This window comes from Pseudomonas sp. K2I15, assembly GCF_002204795.1.
In the GTDB taxonomy this organism is placed as follows: Bacteria; Pseudomonadota; Gammaproteobacteria; order Pseudomonadales; family Pseudomonadaceae; genus Aquipseudomonas.
Map to the genome: position 1 here is coordinate 73,185 of NZ_NIXO01000023.1, position 20,537 is coordinate 93,721.

14 protein-coding genes are annotated in these 20,537 nt (G+C 61.0%); 8 read left to right on the forward strand and 6 right to left on the reverse strand.

What is annotated here, in order from left to right; genetic code table 11:
• Positions 1 to 22: 22 nt before the first annotated feature.
• Entirely contained in the window at positions 23 to 2,398 is a 2,376-nt protein-coding gene (gene ppsA / locus CEC48_RS15795) for a phosphoenolpyruvate synthase (RefSeq protein WP_088424582.1), read from the reverse strand.
• A gap of 178 nt (positions 2,399 to 2,576) precedes the next feature.
• Between ppsA and CEC48_RS15800 the strand changes: the two genes are divergently transcribed.
• Positions 2,577 to 3,395 carry a pyruvate, water dikinase regulatory protein gene (locus tag CEC48_RS15800; protein WP_010176424.1) on the forward strand — a complete coding sequence of 273 codons (819 nt, stop codon included), beginning with the start codon at positions 2,577 to 2,579 and terminating at the stop codon, positions 3,393 to 3,395.
• A 187-nt stretch (positions 3,396 to 3,582) separates the two neighbouring features.
• Here the strand turns inward: CEC48_RS15800 and CEC48_RS15805 are convergent, their stop codons facing one another.
• On the reverse strand, positions 3,583 to 5,007 hold the full coding sequence (locus CEC48_RS15805; protein ID WP_088424594.1) for a PLP-dependent aminotransferase family protein: 1,425 nt from the start codon (positions 5,005 to 5,007) through the stop codon (positions 3,583 to 3,585).
• A 150-nt stretch (positions 5,008 to 5,157) separates the two neighbouring features.
• On the opposite strand from CEC48_RS15805, the gene CEC48_RS15810 reads away from it, so the two are divergent.
• From CEC48_RS15810 to CEC48_RS15840, 7 genes are all read left to right on the forward strand, one after another.
• Positions 5,158 to 6,051: a DMT family transporter gene (locus CEC48_RS15810; protein ID WP_176438724.1), complete on the forward strand. Its 894-nt coding sequence runs from the start codon at positions 5,158 to 5,160 to the stop codon at positions 6,049 to 6,051.
• A gap of 1 nt (position 6,052) precedes the next feature.
• Complete coding sequence (gene moeB, locus CEC48_RS15815; protein ID WP_088424584.1) at positions 6,053 to 7,912, forward strand: molybdopterin-synthase adenylyltransferase MoeB; 1,860 nt, start codon at positions 6,053 to 6,055, stop codon at positions 7,910 to 7,912.
• Between the two features lie 24 nt (positions 7,913 to 7,936).
• Entirely contained in the window at positions 7,937 to 8,851 is a 915-nt protein-coding gene (locus CEC48_RS15820; protein WP_088424595.1) for a PLP-dependent cysteine synthase family protein, read from the forward strand.
• Positions 8,852 to 8,873: 22 nt separating this feature from the next.
• Entirely contained in the window at positions 8,874 to 9,866 is a 993-nt protein-coding gene (locus CEC48_RS15825; RefSeq protein ID WP_088424585.1) for a serine O-acetyltransferase, read from the forward strand.
• Between the two features lie 2 nt (positions 9,867 to 9,868).
• Positions 9,869 to 10,597, forward strand: coding sequence for an alanyl-tRNA editing protein (locus CEC48_RS15830; protein WP_088424586.1), 729 nt, complete (start codon positions 9,869 to 9,871; stop codon positions 10,595 to 10,597).
• 227 nt (positions 10,598 to 10,824) lie between these two features.
• A complete protein-coding gene (locus CEC48_RS15835; RefSeq protein WP_088424587.1) occupies positions 10,825 to 12,570 on the forward strand; it encodes an ABC transporter permease subunit in 1,746 nt (581 codons plus the stop codon).
• A gap of 14 nt (positions 12,571 to 12,584) precedes the next feature.
• A complete protein-coding gene (locus CEC48_RS15840) occupies positions 12,585 to 13,907 on the forward strand; it encodes an AAA-associated domain-containing protein (RefSeq protein ID WP_088424588.1) in 1,323 nt (440 codons plus the stop codon).
• A gap of 55 nt (positions 13,908 to 13,962) precedes the next feature.
• On the opposite strand, the gene CEC48_RS15845 is transcribed toward CEC48_RS15840, so the two are convergent.
• The 4 genes from CEC48_RS15845 to acnD form a co-directional block, all read right to left on the reverse strand.
• On the reverse strand, positions 13,963 to 14,850 hold the full coding sequence (locus tag CEC48_RS15845; RefSeq protein ID WP_088424589.1) for a hypothetical protein: 888 nt from the start codon (positions 14,848 to 14,850) through the stop codon (positions 13,963 to 13,965).
• Positions 14,851 to 14,993: 143 nt separating this feature from the next.
• Positions 14,994 to 16,478, reverse strand: a complete 1,485-nt coding sequence (prpD, locus tag CEC48_RS15850) for a 2-methylcitrate dehydratase (RefSeq protein WP_088424590.1) — start codon at positions 16,476 to 16,478, stop codon at positions 14,994 to 14,996.
• Between the two features lie 100 nt (positions 16,479 to 16,578).
• The gene (gene prpF / locus CEC48_RS15855) at positions 16,579 to 17,769 is read right to left on the reverse strand and encodes a 2-methylaconitate cis-trans isomerase PrpF (RefSeq protein ID WP_088424591.1); all 1,191 of its coding nucleotides are present in this window, start codon (positions 17,767 to 17,769) and stop codon (positions 16,579 to 16,581) included.
• A 42-nt stretch (positions 17,770 to 17,811) separates the two neighbouring features.
• A complete protein-coding gene (acnD, locus tag CEC48_RS15860) occupies positions 17,812 to 20,406 on the reverse strand; it encodes a Fe/S-dependent 2-methylisocitrate dehydratase AcnD (RefSeq protein WP_088424592.1) in 2,595 nt (864 codons plus the stop codon).
• Positions 20,407 to 20,537: the final 131 nt, after the last annotated feature.

A 20,537-nucleotide genomic window follows, 5' to 3' on the forward strand; every position in this document is an offset into this window, starting at 1 on the left:
CGGCACTTTTGGGGGTTACGCCTTACGCCGGCGCTTGGCCTTCAGCCAGGAAGAACCAGGTTTCCAGTACCGAATCGGGGTTCAGCGAGACGCTTTCGATGCCCTGCTCCATCAGCCATTTGGCCAGGTCCGGGTGATCGGAAGGGCCTTGGCCGCAGATACCGATGTACTTGCCAGCCTTGTTGCACGCCTGGATGGCGTTGGCCAGCAGCTTCTTGACCGCAGGGTTACGCTCGTCAAACAGGTGCGCGATGATCCCGGAGTCGCGGTCCAGGCCCAGGGTCAGTTGGGTCAGGTCGTTGGAGCCGATGGAGAAGCCGTCGAAGAATTCCAGGAACTCCTCGGCCAGGATGGCGTTGGACGGAAGTTCACACATCATGATGACGCGCAGGCCGTTCTCGCCACGGGACAAACCGTTTTCAGCCAGCAGGTCCACAACCTGGCTCGCCTCGCCCAGGGTGCGCACGAACGGCACCATGATTTCGACGTTGGTCAGGCCCATCTCGTTGCGCACGCGCTTGAGGGCACGGCATTCCAGCTCGAAGCAGTCGCGGAACGCTTCGCTGATGTAACGCGAGGCGCCACGGAAGCCCAACATCGGGTTTTCTTCTTCAGGCTCGTAGAGCTTGCCGCCGATCAGGTTGGCGTATTCGTTGGACTTGAAGTCCGACAGCCGCACGATGACCTTTTTCGGGTAGAACGCCGCCGCCAGGGTGCTGATGCCTTCCACCAGCTTCTCGACGTAGAAGCCCACCGGGTCGTTGTAACCGGCGATGCGCTTGTCGACGCTTTCCTTGATGTCCGGCGGCAGGCCGTCGTAGTTCAGCAGGGCCTTGGGGTGCACGCCGATCATGCGGTTGATGATGAACTCCAGGCGGGCCAGGCCCACACCGGCGTTCGGCAATTGCGCGAAATCGAAGGCGCGGTCCGGGTTGCCGACGTTCATCATGATCTTGAACGGCAGGTCCGGCATGGCGTCGATGGAGTTTTGCTTGATGTCGAAGCCCAGCTCACCTTCGAAGATGAAGCCGGTGTCGCCTTCAGCGCAGGACACGGTCACGCCCTGGCCGTCTTTCAACAGCTGGGTGGCGTTGCCGCAACCCACAACCGCCGGGATCCCCAGCTCACGGGCGATGATCGCCGCGTGGCAGGTACGCCCGCCACGGTTGGTGACGATGGCGCTGGCGCGTTTCATCACCGGTTCCCAGTCCGGGTCGGTCATGTCGGAGACCAGCACGTCGCCTGGCTGGACCTTGTCCATCTCGGACACGTCCTTGATGATCCGCACCTTGCCGGCGCCGATGCGCTGGCCGATGGCACGGCCTTCCACCAGCACAGTGCCGGTTTCTTTCAACAGGTAGCGTTCCATGACGTTGGCCGAGGTGCGGCTCTTCACGGTTTCAGGGCGGGCCTGAACGATGTACAGCTTGCCGTCGTCGCCGTCTTTGGCCCATTCGATGTCCATCGGGCACTTGTAGTGCTTCTCGATGATCATCGCCTGTTTGGCCAACTCGCTGACTTCAGCGTCGCTCAGGCAGAAACGCGCGCGCTCGGCCTTGTCGACATCAACGGTTTTTACCGAGCGACCGGCCTTGGCCTCGTCGCCGTAGATCATCTTGATGGCCTTGCTGCCCAGGTTGCGGCGCAGGATGGCCGGGCGGCCGGCTTCAAGGGTGTGTTTGTGGACGTAGAATTCGTCCGGGTTCACCGCGCCTTGTACGACGGTTTCGCCGAGGCCGTAGGCGCCGGTGATGAAGACCACGTCGCGAAAGCCCGATTCGGTGTCCAGGGTGAACATCACGCCGGCCGTCCCGGTTTCCGAACGCACCATGCGCTGCACACCGGCAGACAAGGCCACCAGCTTGTGGTCGAAACCCTGGTGTACACGGTAGGAAATGGCGCGGTCGTTGAACAGCGAGGCGAAGACTTCCTTGGCCGCGCGGATCACGTTTTCCACGCCGCGGATGTTCAGGAAGGTTTCTTGCTGGCCGGCAAAGGAGGCGTCTGGCAGGTCTTCGGCGGTGGCCGAGGAGCGCACGGCAACGGCCATGTCCGGGTTACCGGCCGACAGCGCGGCAAACGCGGTGCGGATTTCGGCGTTGAGCTTCTCGGGGAACTCGGCTTCCATGATCCATTGACGGATCTGGGCGCCGGTCTTGGCCAGGGCGTTGACGTCATCGACGTCCAGCGCATCGAGGGCGGCATGGATCTGATCGTTGAGGCCGCTCAACTCGAGGAAATCACGGTAAGCCTGGGCGGTGGTGGCAAAACCACCTGGCACCGATACACCGGCGCCCGCAAGATTACTGATCATCTCGCCCAGGGATGCGTTCTTGCCCCCCACGTGCTCTACATCATGGACGCCGAGCTTATCGAGGGAAACTACGTACTCTACCAAGGTGATCTCTCCACTTTCTGTGTTGGAAAAGCTCAGGACGCTGGCGGCTCAGTAGGAGCGATTACCGGCGTTTGTGGCCTGGACCTGGAAAATAAGTGAGAATGCGGCCCACTGCGGGACGGCAAAATCGCGCCTATCATATCCAAGATTCGTCATCAGCTTAAGGCCCAAGGCTCAAATGAAACGATCTGCTTTCTTTATCTCCGACGGCACCGGCATTACAGCCGAAACCCTGGGTCAAAGCCTGCTGGCGCAGTTCGAAAACATTACCTTCAGCAAATTCACGCGACCCTATATCGATAGCGTGGATAAAGCGCGGGCCATGGTACAACAAATCAATCTGGCCGCCGAAAAAGACGGATTTCGTCCGATCATTTTCGACACCATCGTCAATCAGGACATTCGTGAGATCCTCGCGACCTCCAATGGTTTCATGATCGACATCTTCTCTACCTTCCTGGCGCCGCTGGAACAAGAGTTAAGTGAACATTCGTCATACTCCGTCGGTAAATCTCACTCCATTGGCCACAACTCCAACTATATGGAGCGGATCGAGGCGGTGAACTTCGCCCTCGACAACGACGACGGCGCCCGCACCCACTACTACGACAAGGCCGATTTGATCCTGGTGGGTGTGTCCCGCTGCGGCAAAACGCCGACCTGCCTTTATATGGCCATGCAATTCGGGATTCGCGCGGCCAACTACCCGTTGACCGAAGACGACATGGAGCACCTGACGCTGCCCGCCGCCCTGCGCGCGCACCAGCACAAGCTGTTCGGGCTGACCATCGACCCGGACCGGCTGACGGCGATTCGTAACGAGCGCAAGCCCAACAGCCGTTACTCCAGCTACGCACAGTGCGAATTTGAAGTGCGGGAAGTAGAAAATCTGTTCCGTCGGGAGAATATTGCGCACATCAATTCCACGCACTTTTCGGTGGAAGAGATTTCGGCGAAAATTCTGGTGGAGAAAGGGGTGGAGCGGCGGTTCAAGTAACTCTGCTCTCTGGCCAAGGTGCTTGTGTGGCGAGGGAGCTTGCTCCCGTTCGGCTGCGCAGCAGTCGTAAACCAGACGACTGTTATTTAACTGACACCGACCGGTGAATGGCCTTGGGGCTGCTTCGCAGCCCAGCGGGAGCAAGCTCCCTCGCCACAGGGGTTATGTTCACAACAGGCAGTTGTGTTCACAGGTGAAACCGCCCCCCGCCCTGCCCCAGCGCCGTCGCCAGCGCATCAAACCCGGCCAGCAACAACTGATCATCCCCCGACGTATTGCAGATACTCGCTCGAATGAACTGCGGCACCGCCGTCTGCCCCACCGCAAATGCCTCGGCGGTCGCGATCAGGTAATTGTTCTGCTTTAACTCCGCCTCGATTTCCGACGCGCGCCAGGGCTCCGGGACTTCGATCCAGAAGTGTGGGCTATTCAGGTGGGTGCGGTACTCCAGCCCGATCAACAGCCCTTCAACCAACGCCTTGCGCCGGCTGATTTCCTGGATCTGCTGGTGCAGCAGGTGCTCTGCCGTGCCGTTTTCGATCCATTGGGTGGCCAGCTCCAGGGTGACCGGCGTGGCCATCCAGCAGGTTGAACGCAACGCCGCCGAAATCCGGCTGACCAGCGCCGGCGGCGCATGCACGTAACCCACCCGCAACCCCGCCGATACCGCCTTGCTCAGGCTGCTGATCAGAATCGTACGTTCCGGGGCGAAATAACTCAGGGGCGGCGGACGATCTTCCACCAGCACACCGTGGGCCTCGTCCTCCAGAATCAGCAGATTGTGCTCACGGCATACCTTGACCAACGCCTCACGGCGCGCGACCGACAGCACCGCCGTCGTAGGATTCTGGATGGTCGGTGTGCAGTACAACGCTGACACCCGGTGATTGCGACAGACTTCATCCAGCGCACCCGGCAGCAGCCCTTCTTCGTCCATTTCCAGGCCGATCAGGCGTATGCCCAGCATCCGCGCGGCGGTGATCAGCCCCGGATAGGTCAACTGTTCGGTGACCACCGTGTCGCCGGCGCGCAACAGCGCCATCATCGCGCAGAGCAGCCCATGCTGGCCGCCGTTCACGCAGATCACCTGCTCAGGTATCGGGTGGAAATCCCGCTGCACCAGCCACTGCGCACCCGCCGCCCGGTAACGTGGCAGCCCGGCATCCGGGGTGTAGGCGCTGATGTCCTGCAAAAACTTGGCATTGGTGGCCAGCGTCTGGAAGCTCTGGGCCAGGAATGTGGTCTCCTGCCCCGGGATATGCATGTTGCGGCTCATATCAAAGTATTGGCGCGGCTCGTCGCTGAAGTTGCGAAAGCCTTCATCCCGCTGGCGCTCCATCCCACGCTTGCGCACGAAGGTGCCGTCACCCACCCGCGCCACCACCAACCCGAGCCGTTCCAGCTCACCGTAGGCCCGGCTGATGGTGCCTATGGTCACCCCCAGATTGTCGGAAAGCACCCGATGGGGCGGCAGTTTTCGTCCCGGTTCAATCAAGCCTTCAAGGATGCCCCGCTCCATGACATCGGACAGGCGTTTGTACTTCACGCCCTGCCCGTTGGAGAGTCCTTCTCGCATAATTGACACCATGTCAATATTTGTTTTGACAGCCATCATTCGCCCTAATAGTGTGCTTTTACGGGTTCAATCACCGAATCAAGGCACTCAATATAGAGGTCAATTCGGTCTCATGGAAGCAATGTCACGATGCCAATGTCCGCCGTTCTAGAAAATGCTGAAAAAACAAAAACTCACAAGCAGTGGTTGGCTGGGCTGATTACCAGCGTCATGTTTTTGATCGTGTGCCTGAGCTGGGGCACCACCTGGCTGGGTATCAAGATCGCCGTGGAAAGCGTGCCGCCACTGACCTCCGCCGGGCTGCGGTTTTTGATCGCGTTTCCGCTGTTCCTGTGTTTTGCCTGGGTGCGCCGCGAGCCGATCCTGTTTCCCCGGGAGAGCCGCTGGTTCTTCGTGTTTGTGACGCTTTCCTACTTCAGCATTCCGTATTACCTGCTCAACTACGGCGAAATGCATGTTTCGTCCGGCCTCACCGCGCTGCTGTTCAGCTGCATGCCGGTGTTTATCCTGATTTTCTCCGCGCTGTTTTTGCGTGAGCGCATCTACTTTTCCCAGGTGGTGGGCATCGCCATAGGTTTCGCCAGCCTGTACATGATCATCAAGAGCCAGGGCCTGCACCTTGACCATGCCGAGTTCTTTGGGGTGCTGGCGATTCTGGCCGCCGCGATCATGCATGCCTTGTGCTACGTGATTACCAAGAAGCAAGGCAGCGCCATCAGCGTGATTACCTACAACACGCTGCCCATCGGCATCGCCGGGCTGATGCTGTTTGTTGCCGGGCTTTTCTTTGAAACCCCGACCTTTGAAGACATCACCCTGCGCTCCTGGAGTGCGCTGTTCTACCTCGGGCTGGTGGCTTCGGTGGGCGGCTTTATCGTGTATTTCATGCTGCTCAAACGCCTGAGCCCGATCATCTTGTCCTTCGTGTTCATCATCTTCCCGGTGTTCGCGGTGATCATCGGTGCCTGGTACGAAGGCGTGCAGATTTCCAAGGACCTGATGATGTACTCGGCGATCCTGCTGGCCGGTTTTGCCATTACCAAGCTGCCCATCGAGAAACTCCTGGCGAAGAAAAACTGAGATGAAGGTCCTGAGCCCAAGCGCCCTGGAGCAGATTTACGCCCACGCCGACCGCAGCTATCCCGAGGAATGCTGCGGCTTCGTTTTCGCCGATGGCAGCGTGTACCTGGGCAGCAATATCCAGAACGAGTTGCACAGCAAAAACCCCGAGATGTATTCACGCAGCGCAGCCAACGGCTACACCTTTTCGGTGGCCGACACGCTGATGATGAACAAGACGTTTCGCAGTGATAACCCGGTGGTGGTGATCTACCACTCCCATCCTGACGTCGGCGCGTATTTCAGCGACGAAGACCAGGACAAGGCCCTCTTCATGGGCGAGCCGATCTACCCCGTGAGCTACCTGGTGGTGGATGTTCGCCAGGGCAAAACCCAAGGTTCCAAGCTGTTTGCCTGGGATGGCAAGCGCTTCGCCCAAAAACCCTTCAACGACCTGCAAACGGAGTTGTGCATGAACGCTGTCTCTTTCCCCGACATCCTGGTCCGCGTGGCCAAGCTGCCCGCATCGACCCTCGAGGGTGCCGGATCGACATTGCGCGAAGTCATTGAAAACCTCTGCACCGAGCACCCGCAATTGCGGGCCCACTTGCTCTACGAGAATAACCAGCTCAAGGAACACTTCCTGTTTACCGCCGAGGAGGAACTGATCGACGCCAACGACCGGTTGCCCGAGTCGGCGAAAATCGAAGTGCTGCTGGCCACCTCCGGCGGCATGGACGTCGACCAATTGAGCAACGAAGAAGTGCAGCGCTACGTGCGCCACATCACCCTGCCCGGCGTCGGCCGCGAAGGCCAACTGAACCTGAAGAAAGCCCGTGTGCTGATCATCGGCACCGGCGGTCTCGGTTCACCCATCAGCCTGTACCTGGCGGCAGCCGGCATCGGCACCCTGGGGCTGGTGGATTTCGACGTGGTCGAAAGCAGCAACCTGCAACGCCAGATCGTCCATGGCAACAGCACCTTGGGCATGCCCAAGGTCGAGTCAGCCAAGCAGCGCTTGCAGGACCTCAACAGCCACATCCAGATCAACACCTACGACACCGCCTTCAACACCGACAACGCCCTGGAACTGGTGGGCGCCTATGACCTGGTGATCGACGGCACCGACAATTTCGAAACCCGCTACCTCGTCAACGACGCCTGCGTGCAATTGGGCAAACCCTTGGTGTACGGCGCCATCTACCGCTTCGACGGGCAGATCAGCGTGCTCAACTATAAAGGCGGGCCGTGCTACCGCTGCCTGTTTCCCCAGGCACCGCCGGCAGAACTCGCCCCCAACTGCAGCGCTGGCGGCGTCATCGGCGTATTGCCAGGTGTGGTCGGAATGATCCAGGCCACCGAGGCCATCAAGCTGTTGATCGGCATTGGCGAACCGCTGTCAGGCCGGCTGATGCGCTTTGATGCGCTGGCGATGAAATTCAGCGAGATCCGCTTCAAGCGCCGCGCCGACTGCCCTTGCTGCTCAGACCTTCGCCACAGCCAGGCCATCGCGCCGGCCGTGTGCGCCGATGCCCTGCCAAGCCAACCATCACTGGCCGAAGAGCGCTACATCAAGCCACGGGTGCTCAAGCAATTGCTCGAACAACACAGCAAGGCCGACGTGCTGCTGGATGTGCGCGACGCCAGCGAACTGGAAGTGTGCAAGCTGCCAGGCGTGGTGCACATCCCGCTGGCCGAACTCGACGGGCAACTCGCCAACCTCAGCCGCGATAACACGCATTACCTGATCTGCTACGCCGGGACCCGCGCGGAGCAAGCCGCCAGCACCTTGCTGGCCGCCGGATTCGCCAACACCAAAGTACTGCAAGGTGGCATGAAACACTGGGTTCGCGACGTCGAACCCGACATGCCTTTGTACTGATCAGCGGCCATGGGTTCTTACTTGATGTTGCATAACTCGATACTCGACGCCATTGGCCAAACGCCCATCGTGCGTCTGGAACAGTTTTCCGAAGACCTCGGCATCGAGGTCTACGCGAAGCTGGAATCCCTCAATCCCGGTGGCAGCCACAAGGCGCGCATCGCGCTGGGCATGATCCTCGACGCCGAGCGCCGGGGCATTCTGATTCGTGGCTCAGGGCAAACCATCATCGAGCCCAGCGGCGGCAACACCGGCATCGGCCTGGTGATGGCCGGCAACGTGCTGGGTTACAAAGTGGTGCTGGTGATCCCCGACAACTACAGCCCCGAGAAGCAGAAACTGCTGCGCCTGTACGGCGCCAAGGTGGTGCTGTCGGACAGCCGCCAGGGCAACAATTCCCACGGTGAAAAGTGCATGGAGCTGCAGCTGGAAAACCCCAGCTACGTGATGCTCAACCAGCAGCGCAACGGCGCCAACCCGCAAACGCACCGCGACACCACCGCGCGGGAAATCATTCGTGCCTTCGGTGAGCAGCGTGTGGATTACTTCGTCAGCGGCATCGGCACCGGCGGCCATATCACCGGCATCGGCGAAACCCTCAAGAGCACCTGGCCGGCGATCCGCGTGATGGGCGTGGAGCCGGAAGAATGCGACCTGCTCAGCGACCGCCACGCGCCACACCATATCCAGGGCCTGTCGATCGGCTTGATCCCGAGCATCCTCAACGTTGCGATCATTGACGGGATGCTCAAGGTCTCGCGCCAGGAATGCATCGACATGATCAAACGCATCATGCGCACCGACGCCATCAGCCTGGGGCTGTCGTCGGCCGCCAACATGGTGGCCATCGCCAAGCTGGCGCCGGAGCTGCCCACCGACACCGTCGTGCTGACCATGGTCTACGACAGTGCCGACAGTTATTTGCCCTGTTTTGAATAACAACTATTGCGGGGGTGCCTCCATGGGGGGCTTTATCGACATGCAACAGCTGCACGATGAGTTGCTCACCCACCTCATCACCACGCTAACGCCCGCGCAGTTGAAGCAGCTGGAAGCGCATCTTGCGCCACTGATCCAGGCGGCGGCCCAGGCGGTGGCCGAAGACCTGATCGCCTATGCCTGGCGCGACCCGGCGTCCCGTGGGCGTGGGGAACTGATCCTGGAGTCCTACGCCTCGTTCAAGGCGGTGCTGTATTACCGGCTGGCGCATCTGGTGTGGAATTTCCCGGACACGCACAACGACGTTTTTTCCGCCATCGCCCTGAAGCTGAGCAACCAGGGCAAAATTTTGTCTGGCGCCGAAATTCATCCGGCTGCGCGGATCGGCCGGCGCTTTGTACTGGACCACGGTTACGGCACGGTCATCGGCGAAACCTGCGAGATCGGCAATGACTGCTACATCCTCTGCGGCGTGACCCTCGGCGCCCGGGGCATCGCCAACAACCCCGACGGCAAACGCCACCCACGCCTGGGCAACAACGTGGAAGTCGGCGCCGGCGCGCGGGTGCTCGGCTACGTGCTGATCGGTGACAACGTGTTTATCAGCCCTTCCTGCGTGATCACCCAGGACGTGCCGGCCGGCACCAAGGTCAAGGTGGTCAACCAGATCCAGTTGCAGAAAAACGATGAATCGGACCACAGCAATTACCTCGGCGCGTTTGCACTCGACGAGCGCCTGCACGTGGTCGGCGAGGTCAACGCCAGCCACAAAGTGACCGTGCTCGATGCCGACTTCCATCCCCTGCCCGGCCTGCTGCTGGAACCGACGGTCAAGGAACGCCACCACCTGCAGTTCCGCCTGCGCCATATCGAAACCACCGCCTACCCGCCGCGCCTGCCGCTGAACCTGAAAGTGACCGGGCCCGAATTTGAAATCACCCTGCTATCTCCCCCTGGCTTGAGCGCGATGGTTCGCCGCCTGCTGCAAGCCAGCCCACTGATCGTCGGAGGTTGAACATGTCTGTGCACACCATGGAAACCCTCGCGCTGTTCGACAGCGCGCCTTACCAGAATGCGTTCAGTGCGCGGGTGATTGCCGTCAGCGAACAGGGAATCGCCCTGGAGCACACGCTGTTCTACCCCACCGGCGGCGGGCAACCGGGCGACACCGGTCACTTCATCCTGCCCGACGGCAGCCGCGTCGACATCACAGGCACCGTGCGCGACCCGGTGCTGCGCTCGATCATCTGGCACCAGGTGGAACGCTGCCCCGACCAACTGGCCGCCGGGATGCAGGTAGACGCCAGCCTGGATTGGGAGCGCCGCTACCAGCACATGAAAATGCACACCTGCCTGCACCTGCTGTGCTCGATCATCGACGCGCCGGTGACCGGTTGCAGCATCAGTGCCGACAAGGGCCGCCTGGATTTCGACCTGCCGGAAATGACCCTCGACAAAGAAACCATCACCCGCGACCTCAACGAGCTGATCCAGCAGGCCCATCAAATCAAGACCCTGTCGATGCCTGCCTCCGAGTATTCCACCCTGCTGCAGATCACCCGCACCCAGGCGGTGGCACCGCCGGTGATCCAGGGTTCGGTGCGGGTCATCGAGATTGCCGGTATCGACATCCAGCCCTGCGGCGGCACTCATGTGACCAACACCGAGGAAATCGGCCGGGTGTTCTGCGAAAAAATCGAGAAGAAGAGCAAGCACAACCGCCGGGTGATCCTGCGGTTTGAATAGCCGCCAAGCGGCGGCTGGGGCGCCAACGCCCTAGCCGCAGTTCGTACAGGAAACTGACAGCAAATTTATGTGCTTGTAACATTCAGAAACGTACAATCCCGCCAGCAACGCCACGTTGCCCCTGACTCGCGAAAACAGCGCCCTTCCTTCTCGGGGGGGTATTCGTGCAGCAGCTAAGCTCACTCCCATCACGCCCCTGAACCTGAACGCCGCAGGAATGACTGCTTATGAAAAGAGTGTTCCGTCACTACATCCCTGCGTCCACGTTGCGCTTGCTGCCCAACCGCTGGGACTTGGTCGCCCTGCCCCTGGTGATCGGCTTTTTGCTGTTTTTCTCCATCACTGCCCGGGAAACCTGGGCACCCATCGCCACCTTGCAAAGTGAAGTCATCTCGCTGGACCCGGCCAACCTGCCGGAATACGCGATGCGCACCACGATGCGCATGCTGGCGGCGATGGTTGCAGCGCTGGTTTTCACCTTGCTGTACGGCACCCTGGCCGCCAAAAGTCGGCGCGCCGAGAAACTGCTGGTGCCCGTGCTCGATATCCTGCAATCGGTACCGGTGCTGGGTTACATCTCATTTACGGTGACGTTCTTCCTGCTGCTGTTCCCGGGGAGGGTACTCGGTGCGGAGCTCGCGGCAATCTTTGCGATTTTCACCAGCCAGGCCTGGAACATGACGTTCAGCTTCTACCAGTCGCTGCGCATGCTGCCCCATGACTTGGTGGAAGTGTCGACCAACCTGCGGCTTTCCGGCTGGCAGAGGTTCTGGAAGCTCGACGTGCCATTCGCCATGCCGGGGCTGGTGTGGAACATGATGATGAGCATGTCCGGCGGCTGGTTTTTTGTGGTCGCCTCCGAGGCCATTACCGTCGGCGACAAGACCATCACCTTACCGGGCGTAGGTTCGTACCTGGCCCTGGCGATTGCCCAGAAAGACCTGCACGCCGTGGGTTACGTGATCCTGGCGATGATTGTCGTCATCCTGATGTACGACCAGTTCCTGTTCCGCCCGTTGGTGGCCTGGGCTGACAAGTTCCGCATGGAAACCACCGCCTCCCAAGGCGCCGCGCCGCAATCCTGGTTGCTGAACCTGATCCAGCGCACGCGCATCGTCCAGCGCATCCTGAAGCCTTTCACCCGCGCCATCAGCCGCATTGGCAACAAACGCTTCAGCCTGGCGGGCGGTGCACTCAAGGCGTTGCCGGCAGAAACACCAAAGGCGTCAAAAGTGATCGATTGGGTGTGGGGCGCACTCATCGCGCTGCTGGCCGCTTACGCGCTGTATCACATCGTGCAGTACGTCGGCACCGAAGTGACCTTGGCCGAAGTCGGCCATGTGTTTGTGCTGGGCCTGATCACGCTGTTGCGGGTGGCTGGCCTGATCCTGATCGCCTCACTGATCTGGGTGCCGTTGGGCGTGATGATCGGCTTGCGCCCTGCCCTTGCGGAAAAAATCCAGCCGCTGGCGCAGTTTCTCGCGGCATTCCCGGCGAACCTGCTGTTCCCGGTATTCGTCATCGTGATCCTGCGCTACCAGTTGAACCCGGATATCTGGCTGAGCCCGCTGATTGTGCTGGGCACCCAGTGGTACATCCTGTTCAACGTGATCGCCGGGGCCAGCGCCTTCCCGAATGACTTCAAGGAGGCTGCCGCCAACTTCCGCATTCGCGGCTGGTTGTGGTGGCGCAAAGTGATGCTACCCGGGATTTTCCCGTACTACGTCACCGGCGCGATTACCGCCTCGGGCGGTGCATGGAACGCCAGTATCGTGTCCGAGTACGTGTCCTGGGGCCAGGACAATGTGGTCGCCCACGGGCTGGGCGCCTACATCGCACAGACCACCGCTGCCGGCGACTTCCCGAAAATCGCCTTGGGCGTGGTGGTGATGTCGATCTTCGTGGTGGCGTTCAACCGCGCGGTCTGGCGGCCAATGTACGCCATCGCTGAAAACAAACTTCGTCTGAATTGATGGGATTCGCTGTGATGACTACCTATACCGAGCACGCCGCCGACACCCCGCAAATCTACGCGTTGAAAAACGTGAACCGGGTGTTCGGCAAAGGTAAAGAAGAGCTGCAAGTCCTCAGCGGCGTGGATTTGAGCCTGCGCGAGGGCGAGATTGTCGGCATGCTCGGCCGCTCGGGCTCGGGCAAGTCGACCTTGCTGCGCATCATCGCCGGGCTGATCCAGCCTTCGTCGGGCGAAGTGCTGTACAACGGCAAGCCGCTGACCGGCCCGGCCGAAGGCGTGGCGATGGTGTTCCAGACCTTTGCGCTGTTCCCGTGGCTGACCGTGCTGGAGAACGTCGAAGCCGGCCTGCAAGCCTTGCAGGTCGAGCGCAAGGAAACCCGCCGGCGCGCCCTTGCGGCCATCGACCTGATCGGCCTGGACGGTTTTGAAAACGCCTACCCGCGCGAACTGTCCGGTGGCATGCGCCAACGTGTGGGTTTCGCCCGCGGGCTGGTGGTCAACCCGACCCTGCTGCTGATGGACGAACCGTTCTCGGCGCTGGACGTTCTCACCGCTGAAACCCTGCGCACCGACCTGCTGGACCTGTGGAGCGGCAAACAGCTGCCGATCAAGTCCATCCTGATCGTGACCCACAACATCGAAGAAGCGGTGCTGATGTGCGACCGCATCCTGGTGTTGTCGTCCAACCCCGGGCGGGTGGTGGCGGAGATCAAGGTACCGTTCCCGCACCCGCGCAACCGGCTGGATCCGGCGTTCCGGCAGATGGTCGATGATATCTACGCACAAATGACTGACCGGCGCAGCGCCGACGCCAGCACCGGCAAGCCCGAGCTGAAAATGAGCAGCCCGTTGCCGGAAGTGTCGACCAACTTGATGGCGGGCCTGATCGAGACCTTGGCGGCGGAGCCCTATAACGGCCACGCCGGTTTGCCGACAGTGGCGGAGCGACGGTTGCTGGAAGTGGATGACCTGTTTCCAGTGGCCGAGATGCTCGAGCACTTGGGGTTTGCCGACCTCAAGGGCGCTGACATCACCCTGACCGAAGCCGGCAAGCTGTTCGCCGACTACAGCACCCAGGAGCGCAAGACGCTGTTTGCCGAACACTTGATCAAGCATGTGCCGTTGGCTGCGCGGATTCGCCAGGTGCTGTTGGAGCGTAATGGGCACCGGGCACCGCGGGTGCGGTTTGAGCAGGAACTGGAAGATTCGCTCACCGAGGCGTTTGTGGAAAAAACCCTGGAAAGCGTGGTGGCCTGGGGTCGCTATGCGGAGATTTTCTCCTACGACGACCATACCGAGACGTTCAGCCTGGAGGATGTCGAGGGCAGCATGTAGGGTCAATGCTGCCCTGACGGGTGGCTCTACTGTCTTGGGCTACCCTACCGCGGGCCTATGCTTTTTGCTCGCTCAGCTTTTTGGTCAGTTCCTGTACCTGCTGTTGAAGCTGTGCGATCACCGTTTTGAATTGAGTCATCATCTGCTCAAACGCGGCGCGCAGTTGTTCATTTTCGCGGGTCAAGGTTTCAATGGTCGTTGGAGCTTCGGGCTGGGTCGACGGTACGGAAGAGTTATTGTCGGCCCCATGATTGCCCTCTTCCGGGGCCGTGTTGACGTTTTGAGTCGAGGGGGCATTCCGGTTTTCAGGCGTGCCGGTGTTGCTTAGCTTTTGAGTCAGATCGTTGATTTGCTGTCGAAGTTGATCAACCACCGCCTTGAACTGTTCGGTCAACTTCTTGATCGTCGCCTGAAGCTCCTTGTTTTCGTTGGCCAACGTTTCAAGACTACGAGAAGCATCGGGCGCAGGTGCTGGTGTATTTTCATTGGTCGGTGACGTCTGCGGCGGCGCTGCGCTGGGGCTTTCGCCCTTTGACGACTCCTGAGTCGAGGCGCTGGGGCTGGTGCCAGTCCCAGACTGAGTTGAAGTGTTGTATTGCTGAGTCAGTTGGGTTACTTGCTTTTGTAGTTGCTGGATGACCGGCCCAAGCTGGACTACCAACTGTTTGATTTCACCGCGAAGCTTATCGTTTTCGCGGGAGAGTCTTGCCATCAGCTCAGAGTCGGTTTGCTTGGGAGTAGCCGGATTGACCAGTTCGTTATGCGCTGAAAATTGCCCACGCTGCTGCGGGGTAAGGGGCTGGCGCGGTACCGACGGCTGCGACTCGCCGCCTTGGTTCGAGTGCGCTTCAGCGCTTTCCTCGTGGCGGATAGGCGCCGGGTTTGGCGCCATTTCATAGCCCCGGGTGTAAGGAACAGGTTGCTGCTGGTTTACGCTATTCATAAAAGTACCTACTCATGTTCAGGGTTCAAATGCACAGGTGCAAACCTGATTGGCACTTATCCGAAAAACGGTTCCTGAACGGTAGGACGCATTACCAGCAGAGTGTGTCAGGATAAAAATCGCCCCCTTGGGGGGCGCCCTTATCAGACGACAAACAGATCCACAAACCGCTGCACAGGCGTCGTTTCAAGCCGCGCCTGGTCCTTGCACAAGGCAAAGATCTCGCCACTGCGCTGGGCGGTAAAGCGGGTCGCCAGGTTGGCCTTGAACTTGTCCTCCAGCAACGGAATGCCATCCACCCGACGGCGACGGTGGCCAATCGGGTATTCCACCGCCACCTGTTCGGTACTGGAGCCATCCTTGAAAAACACCTGCACCGCGTTGGCGATTGAACGCTTGTCGGCCTCAAGGTATTCGCGGCTGTAGCGCGGGTCTTCGACGATGACCATCTTCTGGCGCAGCTCATCGATGATCGGATGGGCTGCGTGGAATTCATCTTCGTATTGCTCGGCCACCAGGTTGCCAAACGCCAGCGGCACAGCGGTCATGTATTGGAGGCAGTGATCACGGTCGGCCGCGTTGGCCAACTGCCCTACCTTGGAAATGATGCGAATCGCCGACTCGTGGGTGGTGATGACGATCTTGTCGATCTCATGCAGGCGGTGCTTCACCTGCGGGTGCAGGGTGACTGCTGCCTCGCAGGCGGTTTGCGCATGGAACTCGGCGGGAAAGCTGATCTTGAACAGTACGTTCTCCATCACATACGTGCCGTAGGGCTGCGACAGGCTGAAAGCCCGCTTGTCTTGGGGCTTGAGCGCCAGGTCCTTGTTGGTGTGGCTGAACAGCACATCATAAAAGCCCCACTGCGGCGCGCTCAGCACACCGGGAATGCCCATCTCGCCACGCATAGCGATGTCGGCCAAACGCACCCCGCGACTCGACGCATCCCCCGCCGCCCAAGACTTGCGCGAACCGGCGTTCGGCGCATGCCGATAAGTACGCAGCGCCTGGCCGTCGACAAACGCCTGGGACAGTGCCGACAGCAGTTGCTCACGGTTGGCGCCCATCAGTTTGGCCGTGACGGCGGTGGACGCGACTTTCACCAGCAGCACATGGTCGAGCCCGACGCGGTTGAAAGAGTTTTCCAGGGCAATCACACCCTGGATTTCGTGGGCCATGATCATCGCATCCAGCACTGCCCGCACGGTCAGTGGCGCGTCACCGTTGGCCACGCGTTTTTGCGAGAGGTGGTCAGCGACCGCGAGGATGCCGCCAAGGTTATCCGAAGGATGCCCCCATTCGGCGGCGAGCCAGGTGTCGTTGTAGTCGAGCCAGCGCACGATGCACCCGATGTCCCACGCGGCCTTGACCGGGTCCAGGCGGAACGAGGTGCCCGGCACCCGTGCGCCGAACGGCACCACCGTGCCTTCGACGATCGGTCCCAGGTGCTTGGTGCACTCCGGGAAACGCAGCGCCAGCAGGCCGCAACCGAGGGTGTCCATCAGGCAGTTGCGGGCAGTGTCCAGGGCATCGCGGGATTCGATCTTGAAATTCAGGACGTAGTCGGCGATGTCCTGCAGGACCTGGTCGTAGTCGGGGCGGTTGTTTTGGTCGACGTTGGCGCTCATGGCAGTACTCCAAAGTGGGTTAGGTGTGGTCCATCCTCAGGGTCAGGGTTGATGTGTTTTTGAAAGGCAGGTCTTGGGTGCCTGCCTGTTTGATTACTGCTTAAAACGCGTCGCCGGGCACGCGTACGAAACCTTCCATCAACACCCGCGCACTGCGGCTCATGATGGCTTTTTTCACGACCCATTCACCGTTGACCTGGCTGGCCTCGGCGCCTACGCGTAACGTGCCGGACGGGTGCCCAAACCGCACCGCGTTGCGCTCAATACCGCCCGCCGCCAAGTTAACCAGCGTGCCGGAAATCGCCGCCGCCGTGCCAATCGCCACCGCCGCCGTGCCCATCATCGCGTGGTGCAGCTTGCCCATGGACAGCGCGCGCACCAGCAGGTCGATATCGTCCGCCTTGATCGCCTTGCCGCTGGACGCCACGTAATCCGCAGGCTTGGCCACAAACGCAACCTTCGGTGTGTGCTGGCGCTGGGCCGCTTCGTCCAGATGCTTGATCAAACCCATGCGCAACGCACCGTAGGCACGGATGGTTTCAAACATCGCCAGGGCTTTGGGGTCACTGTTGATCGCGCCCTGCAACTCGGTGCCGGTGTAACCCAGGTCCTGGGCGTTGATGAAGATCGTGGGAATGCCGGCATTGATCAGCGTCGCCTTGAACGTGCCCACACCCGGCACTTCCAGGTCATCCACCAGGTTGCCGGTAGGGAACATCGAGCCCCCGCCGCCCTCTTCTTCTGCTGCCGGGTCCATGAATTCCAGCTGCACTTCGGCTGCCGGGAAGGTCACGCCGTCCAGCTCGAAGTCGCCGGTTTCCTGCACAGCGCCGTCAGTGATCGGCACGTGGGCGATGATGGTCTTGCCGATATTCGCCTGCCATACCCGCACCACGGCCACGCCGTTTTGCGGAAGGCGCGCGGCGTCTACCAAGCCTGCGCTGATGGCGAACGAACCCACCGCCGCCGACAGGTTGCCGCAGTTGCCGCTCCAGTCCACGAACGGCTTGTCGATGGACACCTGGCCGAACAGGTAGTCCACGTCGTGATCGGCGCGGGTGCTTTTGGCGAGGATCACGGTTTTGCTGGTGCTGGAGGTCGCGCCGCCCATGCCGTCGATTTGCTTGTCGTACGAGTCGGGGCTGCCGATCACTCGCAACAACAATGCATCCCGCGCAGCGCCCGGCACCTGGGCCGATTCAGGCAAATTTTTGAGGCTGAAAAACACACCCTTACTGGTGCCGCCACGCATGTAGATGGCGGGAATCTTGATCTGCGGTACGTGTGCCATGGTTGTCCTCATGGGCCGGGGCGTTAACCCCGGCCACGGTTGTCAGGCGGTAACAGCCGATTCCAGGAAGTCCTGGGCAAAACGTTGCAACACGCCGCCCGCCTCGTAGATCGACACTTCTTCAGCAGTGTCCAGGCGGCAGGTCACCGGCACCTCGACACGCTCGCCATTCTTGCGGTTGATCACCAACGTCAGTTGCGTACGCGGGGTGCGCTCGCCGATCACGTCGTAGGTTTCGGTGCCGTCAATCTGCAGGGTCTTGCGGTCGGTGCCCGGCAGGAACTCCAGCGGCAGCACGCCCATGCCCACCAGGTTGGTACGGTGAATGCGCTCGAAACCTTCGGCGGCAATCGCTTCGACACCCGCCAGGCGCACGCCCTTGGCCGCCCAATCGCGGGACGAACCCTGGCCGTAGTCGGCGCCGGCAATGATGATCAGCGGCTGCTTGCGTTCCATGTAGGTTTCGATGGCTTCCCACATGCGCGTGACCTTGCCTTCCGGCTCCAGGCGCGCCAGCGAACCCTGCTTGACCTTGCCGTCTTCAATCACCATTTCATTGAACAGTTTCGGGTTGGCGAAGGTGGCGCGCTGCGCGGTCAAATGGTCACCCCTATGAGTCGCGTAGGAGTTGAAGTCGACTTCCGGCAGGCCCATTTTCGCCAGGTATTCGCCGGCGGCGCTGTCGAGCATGATCGCGTTGGACGGCGACAGATGATCGGTGGTGATGTTGTCCGGCAGCACCGCCAGCGGGCGCATGCCCTTGAGCGGACGCGCGCCGGCCAGGGCGCCTTCCCAGTAAGGCGGACGGCGAATGTAGGTGCTCTGTGGGCGCCAGTCGTACAGCGGCGTGACTTTCGGGCCGGTGTCTTCATGAATCGCGAACATCGGAATGTAGACCTTGCGGAACTGCTCCGGCTTGACCGAGGCCTTGACCACTGCGTCGATTTCTTCGTCGCTCGGCCAGATGTCCTTCAGGCGGATTTCCTTGCCGTTGGCGTCCAGGCCCAGCACGTCTTTTTCGATGTCGAAACGGATGGTGCCGGCAATCGCGTAAGCCACCACCAATGGCGGCGAAGCGAGGAATGCTTGCTTGGCGTACGGGTGGATACGGCCGTCAAAGTTGCGGTTACCCGAAAGCACGGCAGTGGCGTACAGGTCGCGGTCGATGATCTCTTGCTGGATCACCGGGTCGAGCGCGCCGGACATGCCGTTGCAAGTGGTGCAGGCAAACGCCACCACGCCGAAACCCAACTGCTCCAGCTCGGTGGTCAGCCCGGCTTCGTCGAGGTACATGGCCACGGTTTTCGAACCCGGCGCCAGGGACGACTTGACCCACGGCTTGCGGGCCAGCCCGAGCTGGTTGGCGTTGCGCGCCAGCAGGCCGGCGGCAATCACGTTGCGCGGGTTGCTGGTGTTGGTGCAACTGGTGATGGCGGCGATGATCACCGCGCCGTCGGGCATTTGCCCCGGCACGTCATCCCATTGGCCAGAGATGCCCTTGGCCGCCAGATCACTGGTGGCGACGCGGGCGTGGGGGTTGCTCGGGCCGGCCATGTTGCGCACCACCGAGGACAAATCGAAGCTCAGGCCACGCTCGTATTGCGCGCCCTTGAGGTCGTCTGCCCACAGGCCGGTGTGCCGAGCGTATTGCTCAACCAGCGTCACTTGCTCGTCTTCACGGCCGGTGAGTTTCAGGTAGGCGATGGTCTGTTGGTCGATGTAGAACATCGCCGCTGTGGCGCCGTATTCCGGGGCCATGTTGGAGATGGTGGCGCGGTCGCCCAGGGTCAGCGCCGAAGCACCTTCACCGAAGAACTCCAGCCACGCACTGACGACCTTTTGCTTACGCAGGAACTCAGTCAGCGCCAGCACCATGTCGGTGGCAGTGATACCCGGTTGCAGCTTGCCCGTCAGCTCCACGCCGACGCTTTCCGGCAGGCGCATCCACGAAGCGCGGCCGAGCATCACGCTCTCCGCTTCGAGGCCGCCAACGCCGATGGCGATCACGCCTAGCGCGTCCACGTGAGGCGTGTGGCTGTCGGTGCCGACGCAGGTATCCGGGAAGGCCACGCCGTCACGCACCTGGATCACCGGGGACATTTTCTCCAGGTTGATCTGGTGCATGATGCCGTTGCCCGGCGGGATCACGTCGACGTTCTTGAAGGCCTTTTTGGTCCACTCGATAAAGTGGAAACGGTCTTCGTTGCGGCGGTCTTCGATGGCGCGGTTTTTCTCGAACGCGTCGGGGTCAAAACCACCGGCTTCGACGGCCAGGGAGTGGTCGACAATCAGTTGGGTTGGCACCACCGGGTTGACCTGGGCCGGGTCACCGCCTTGCAGGGCGATGGCATCACGCAGGCCGGCGAGGTCCACCAGGGCGGTTTGGCCGAGAATGTCGTGGCACACCACACGGGCCGGGAACCACGGGAAGTCGAGGTCGCGCTTGCGCTCGATCAGTTGGCTCAGGGATGCATTGAGGGTCGAGGGGTCGCAGCGACGTACCAGGTTCTCGGCGAGTACGCGGGAGGTGTACGGGAGTGTGGCGTAGGCGCCGGGGGTGATTGCGTCGACAGCCGCGCGGGCGTCAAAGAAATCGAGGCGGCTGCCGGGCAGCGGTTTGCGGTGGTCAGTGTTCATCGTCAGGACTCGGTCACGGTAGTTGCAAAAGGAGGCGCCTGATCCGGGGATGGAATGCGATCAAAATGTGGGAGCGGGCTTGCTCGCGAAGGCGGTGTGACAGTCGCCATGTGTGTTGAATGACACACCGC

Excerpts from the sequence above, each read along its gene's own strand:
- CEC48_RS15800 (WP_010176424.1), top strand. The coding sequence starts at position 2,577 with ATGAAACGATCTGCTTTCTTTATCTCCGACGGCACCGGCATTACAGCC.
- CEC48_RS15805 (WP_088424594.1), bottom strand. The coding sequence starts at position 5,007 with ATGGCTGTCAAAACAAATATTGACATGGTGTCAATTATGCGAGAAGGA.
- moeB (WP_088424584.1), top strand. The coding sequence starts at position 6,053 with ATGAAGGTCCTGAGCCCAAGCGCCCTGGAGCAGATTTACGCCCACGCC.
- CEC48_RS15820 (WP_088424595.1), top strand. The coding sequence starts at position 7,937 with ATGTTGCATAACTCGATACTCGACGCCATTGGCCAAACGCCCATCGTG.
- CEC48_RS15825 (WP_088424585.1), top strand. The coding sequence starts at position 8,874 with ATGGGGGGCTTTATCGACATGCAACAGCTGCACGATGAGTTGCTCACC.
- CEC48_RS15830 (WP_088424586.1), top strand. The coding sequence starts at position 9,869 with ATGTCTGTGCACACCATGGAAACCCTCGCGCTGTTCGACAGCGCGCCT.
- CEC48_RS15835 (WP_088424587.1), top strand. The coding sequence starts at position 10,825 with ATGAAAAGAGTGTTCCGTCACTACATCCCTGCGTCCACGTTGCGCTTG.
- CEC48_RS15840 (WP_088424588.1), top strand. The coding sequence starts at position 12,585 with ATGACTACCTATACCGAGCACGCCGCCGACACCCCGCAAATCTACGCG.
- CEC48_RS15845 (WP_088424589.1), bottom strand. The coding sequence starts at position 14,850 with ATGAATAGCGTAAACCAGCAGCAACCTGTTCCTTACACCCGGGGCTAT.
- prpD (WP_088424590.1), bottom strand. The coding sequence starts at position 16,478 with ATGAGCGCCAACGTCGACCAAAACAACCGCCCCGACTACGACCAGGTC.
- prpF (WP_088424591.1), bottom strand. The coding sequence starts at position 17,769 with ATGGCACACGTACCGCAGATCAAGATTCCCGCCATCTACATGCGTGGC.
- acnD (WP_088424592.1), bottom strand. The coding sequence starts at position 20,406 with ATGAACACTGACCACCGCAAACCGCTGCCCGGCAGCCGCCTCGATTTC.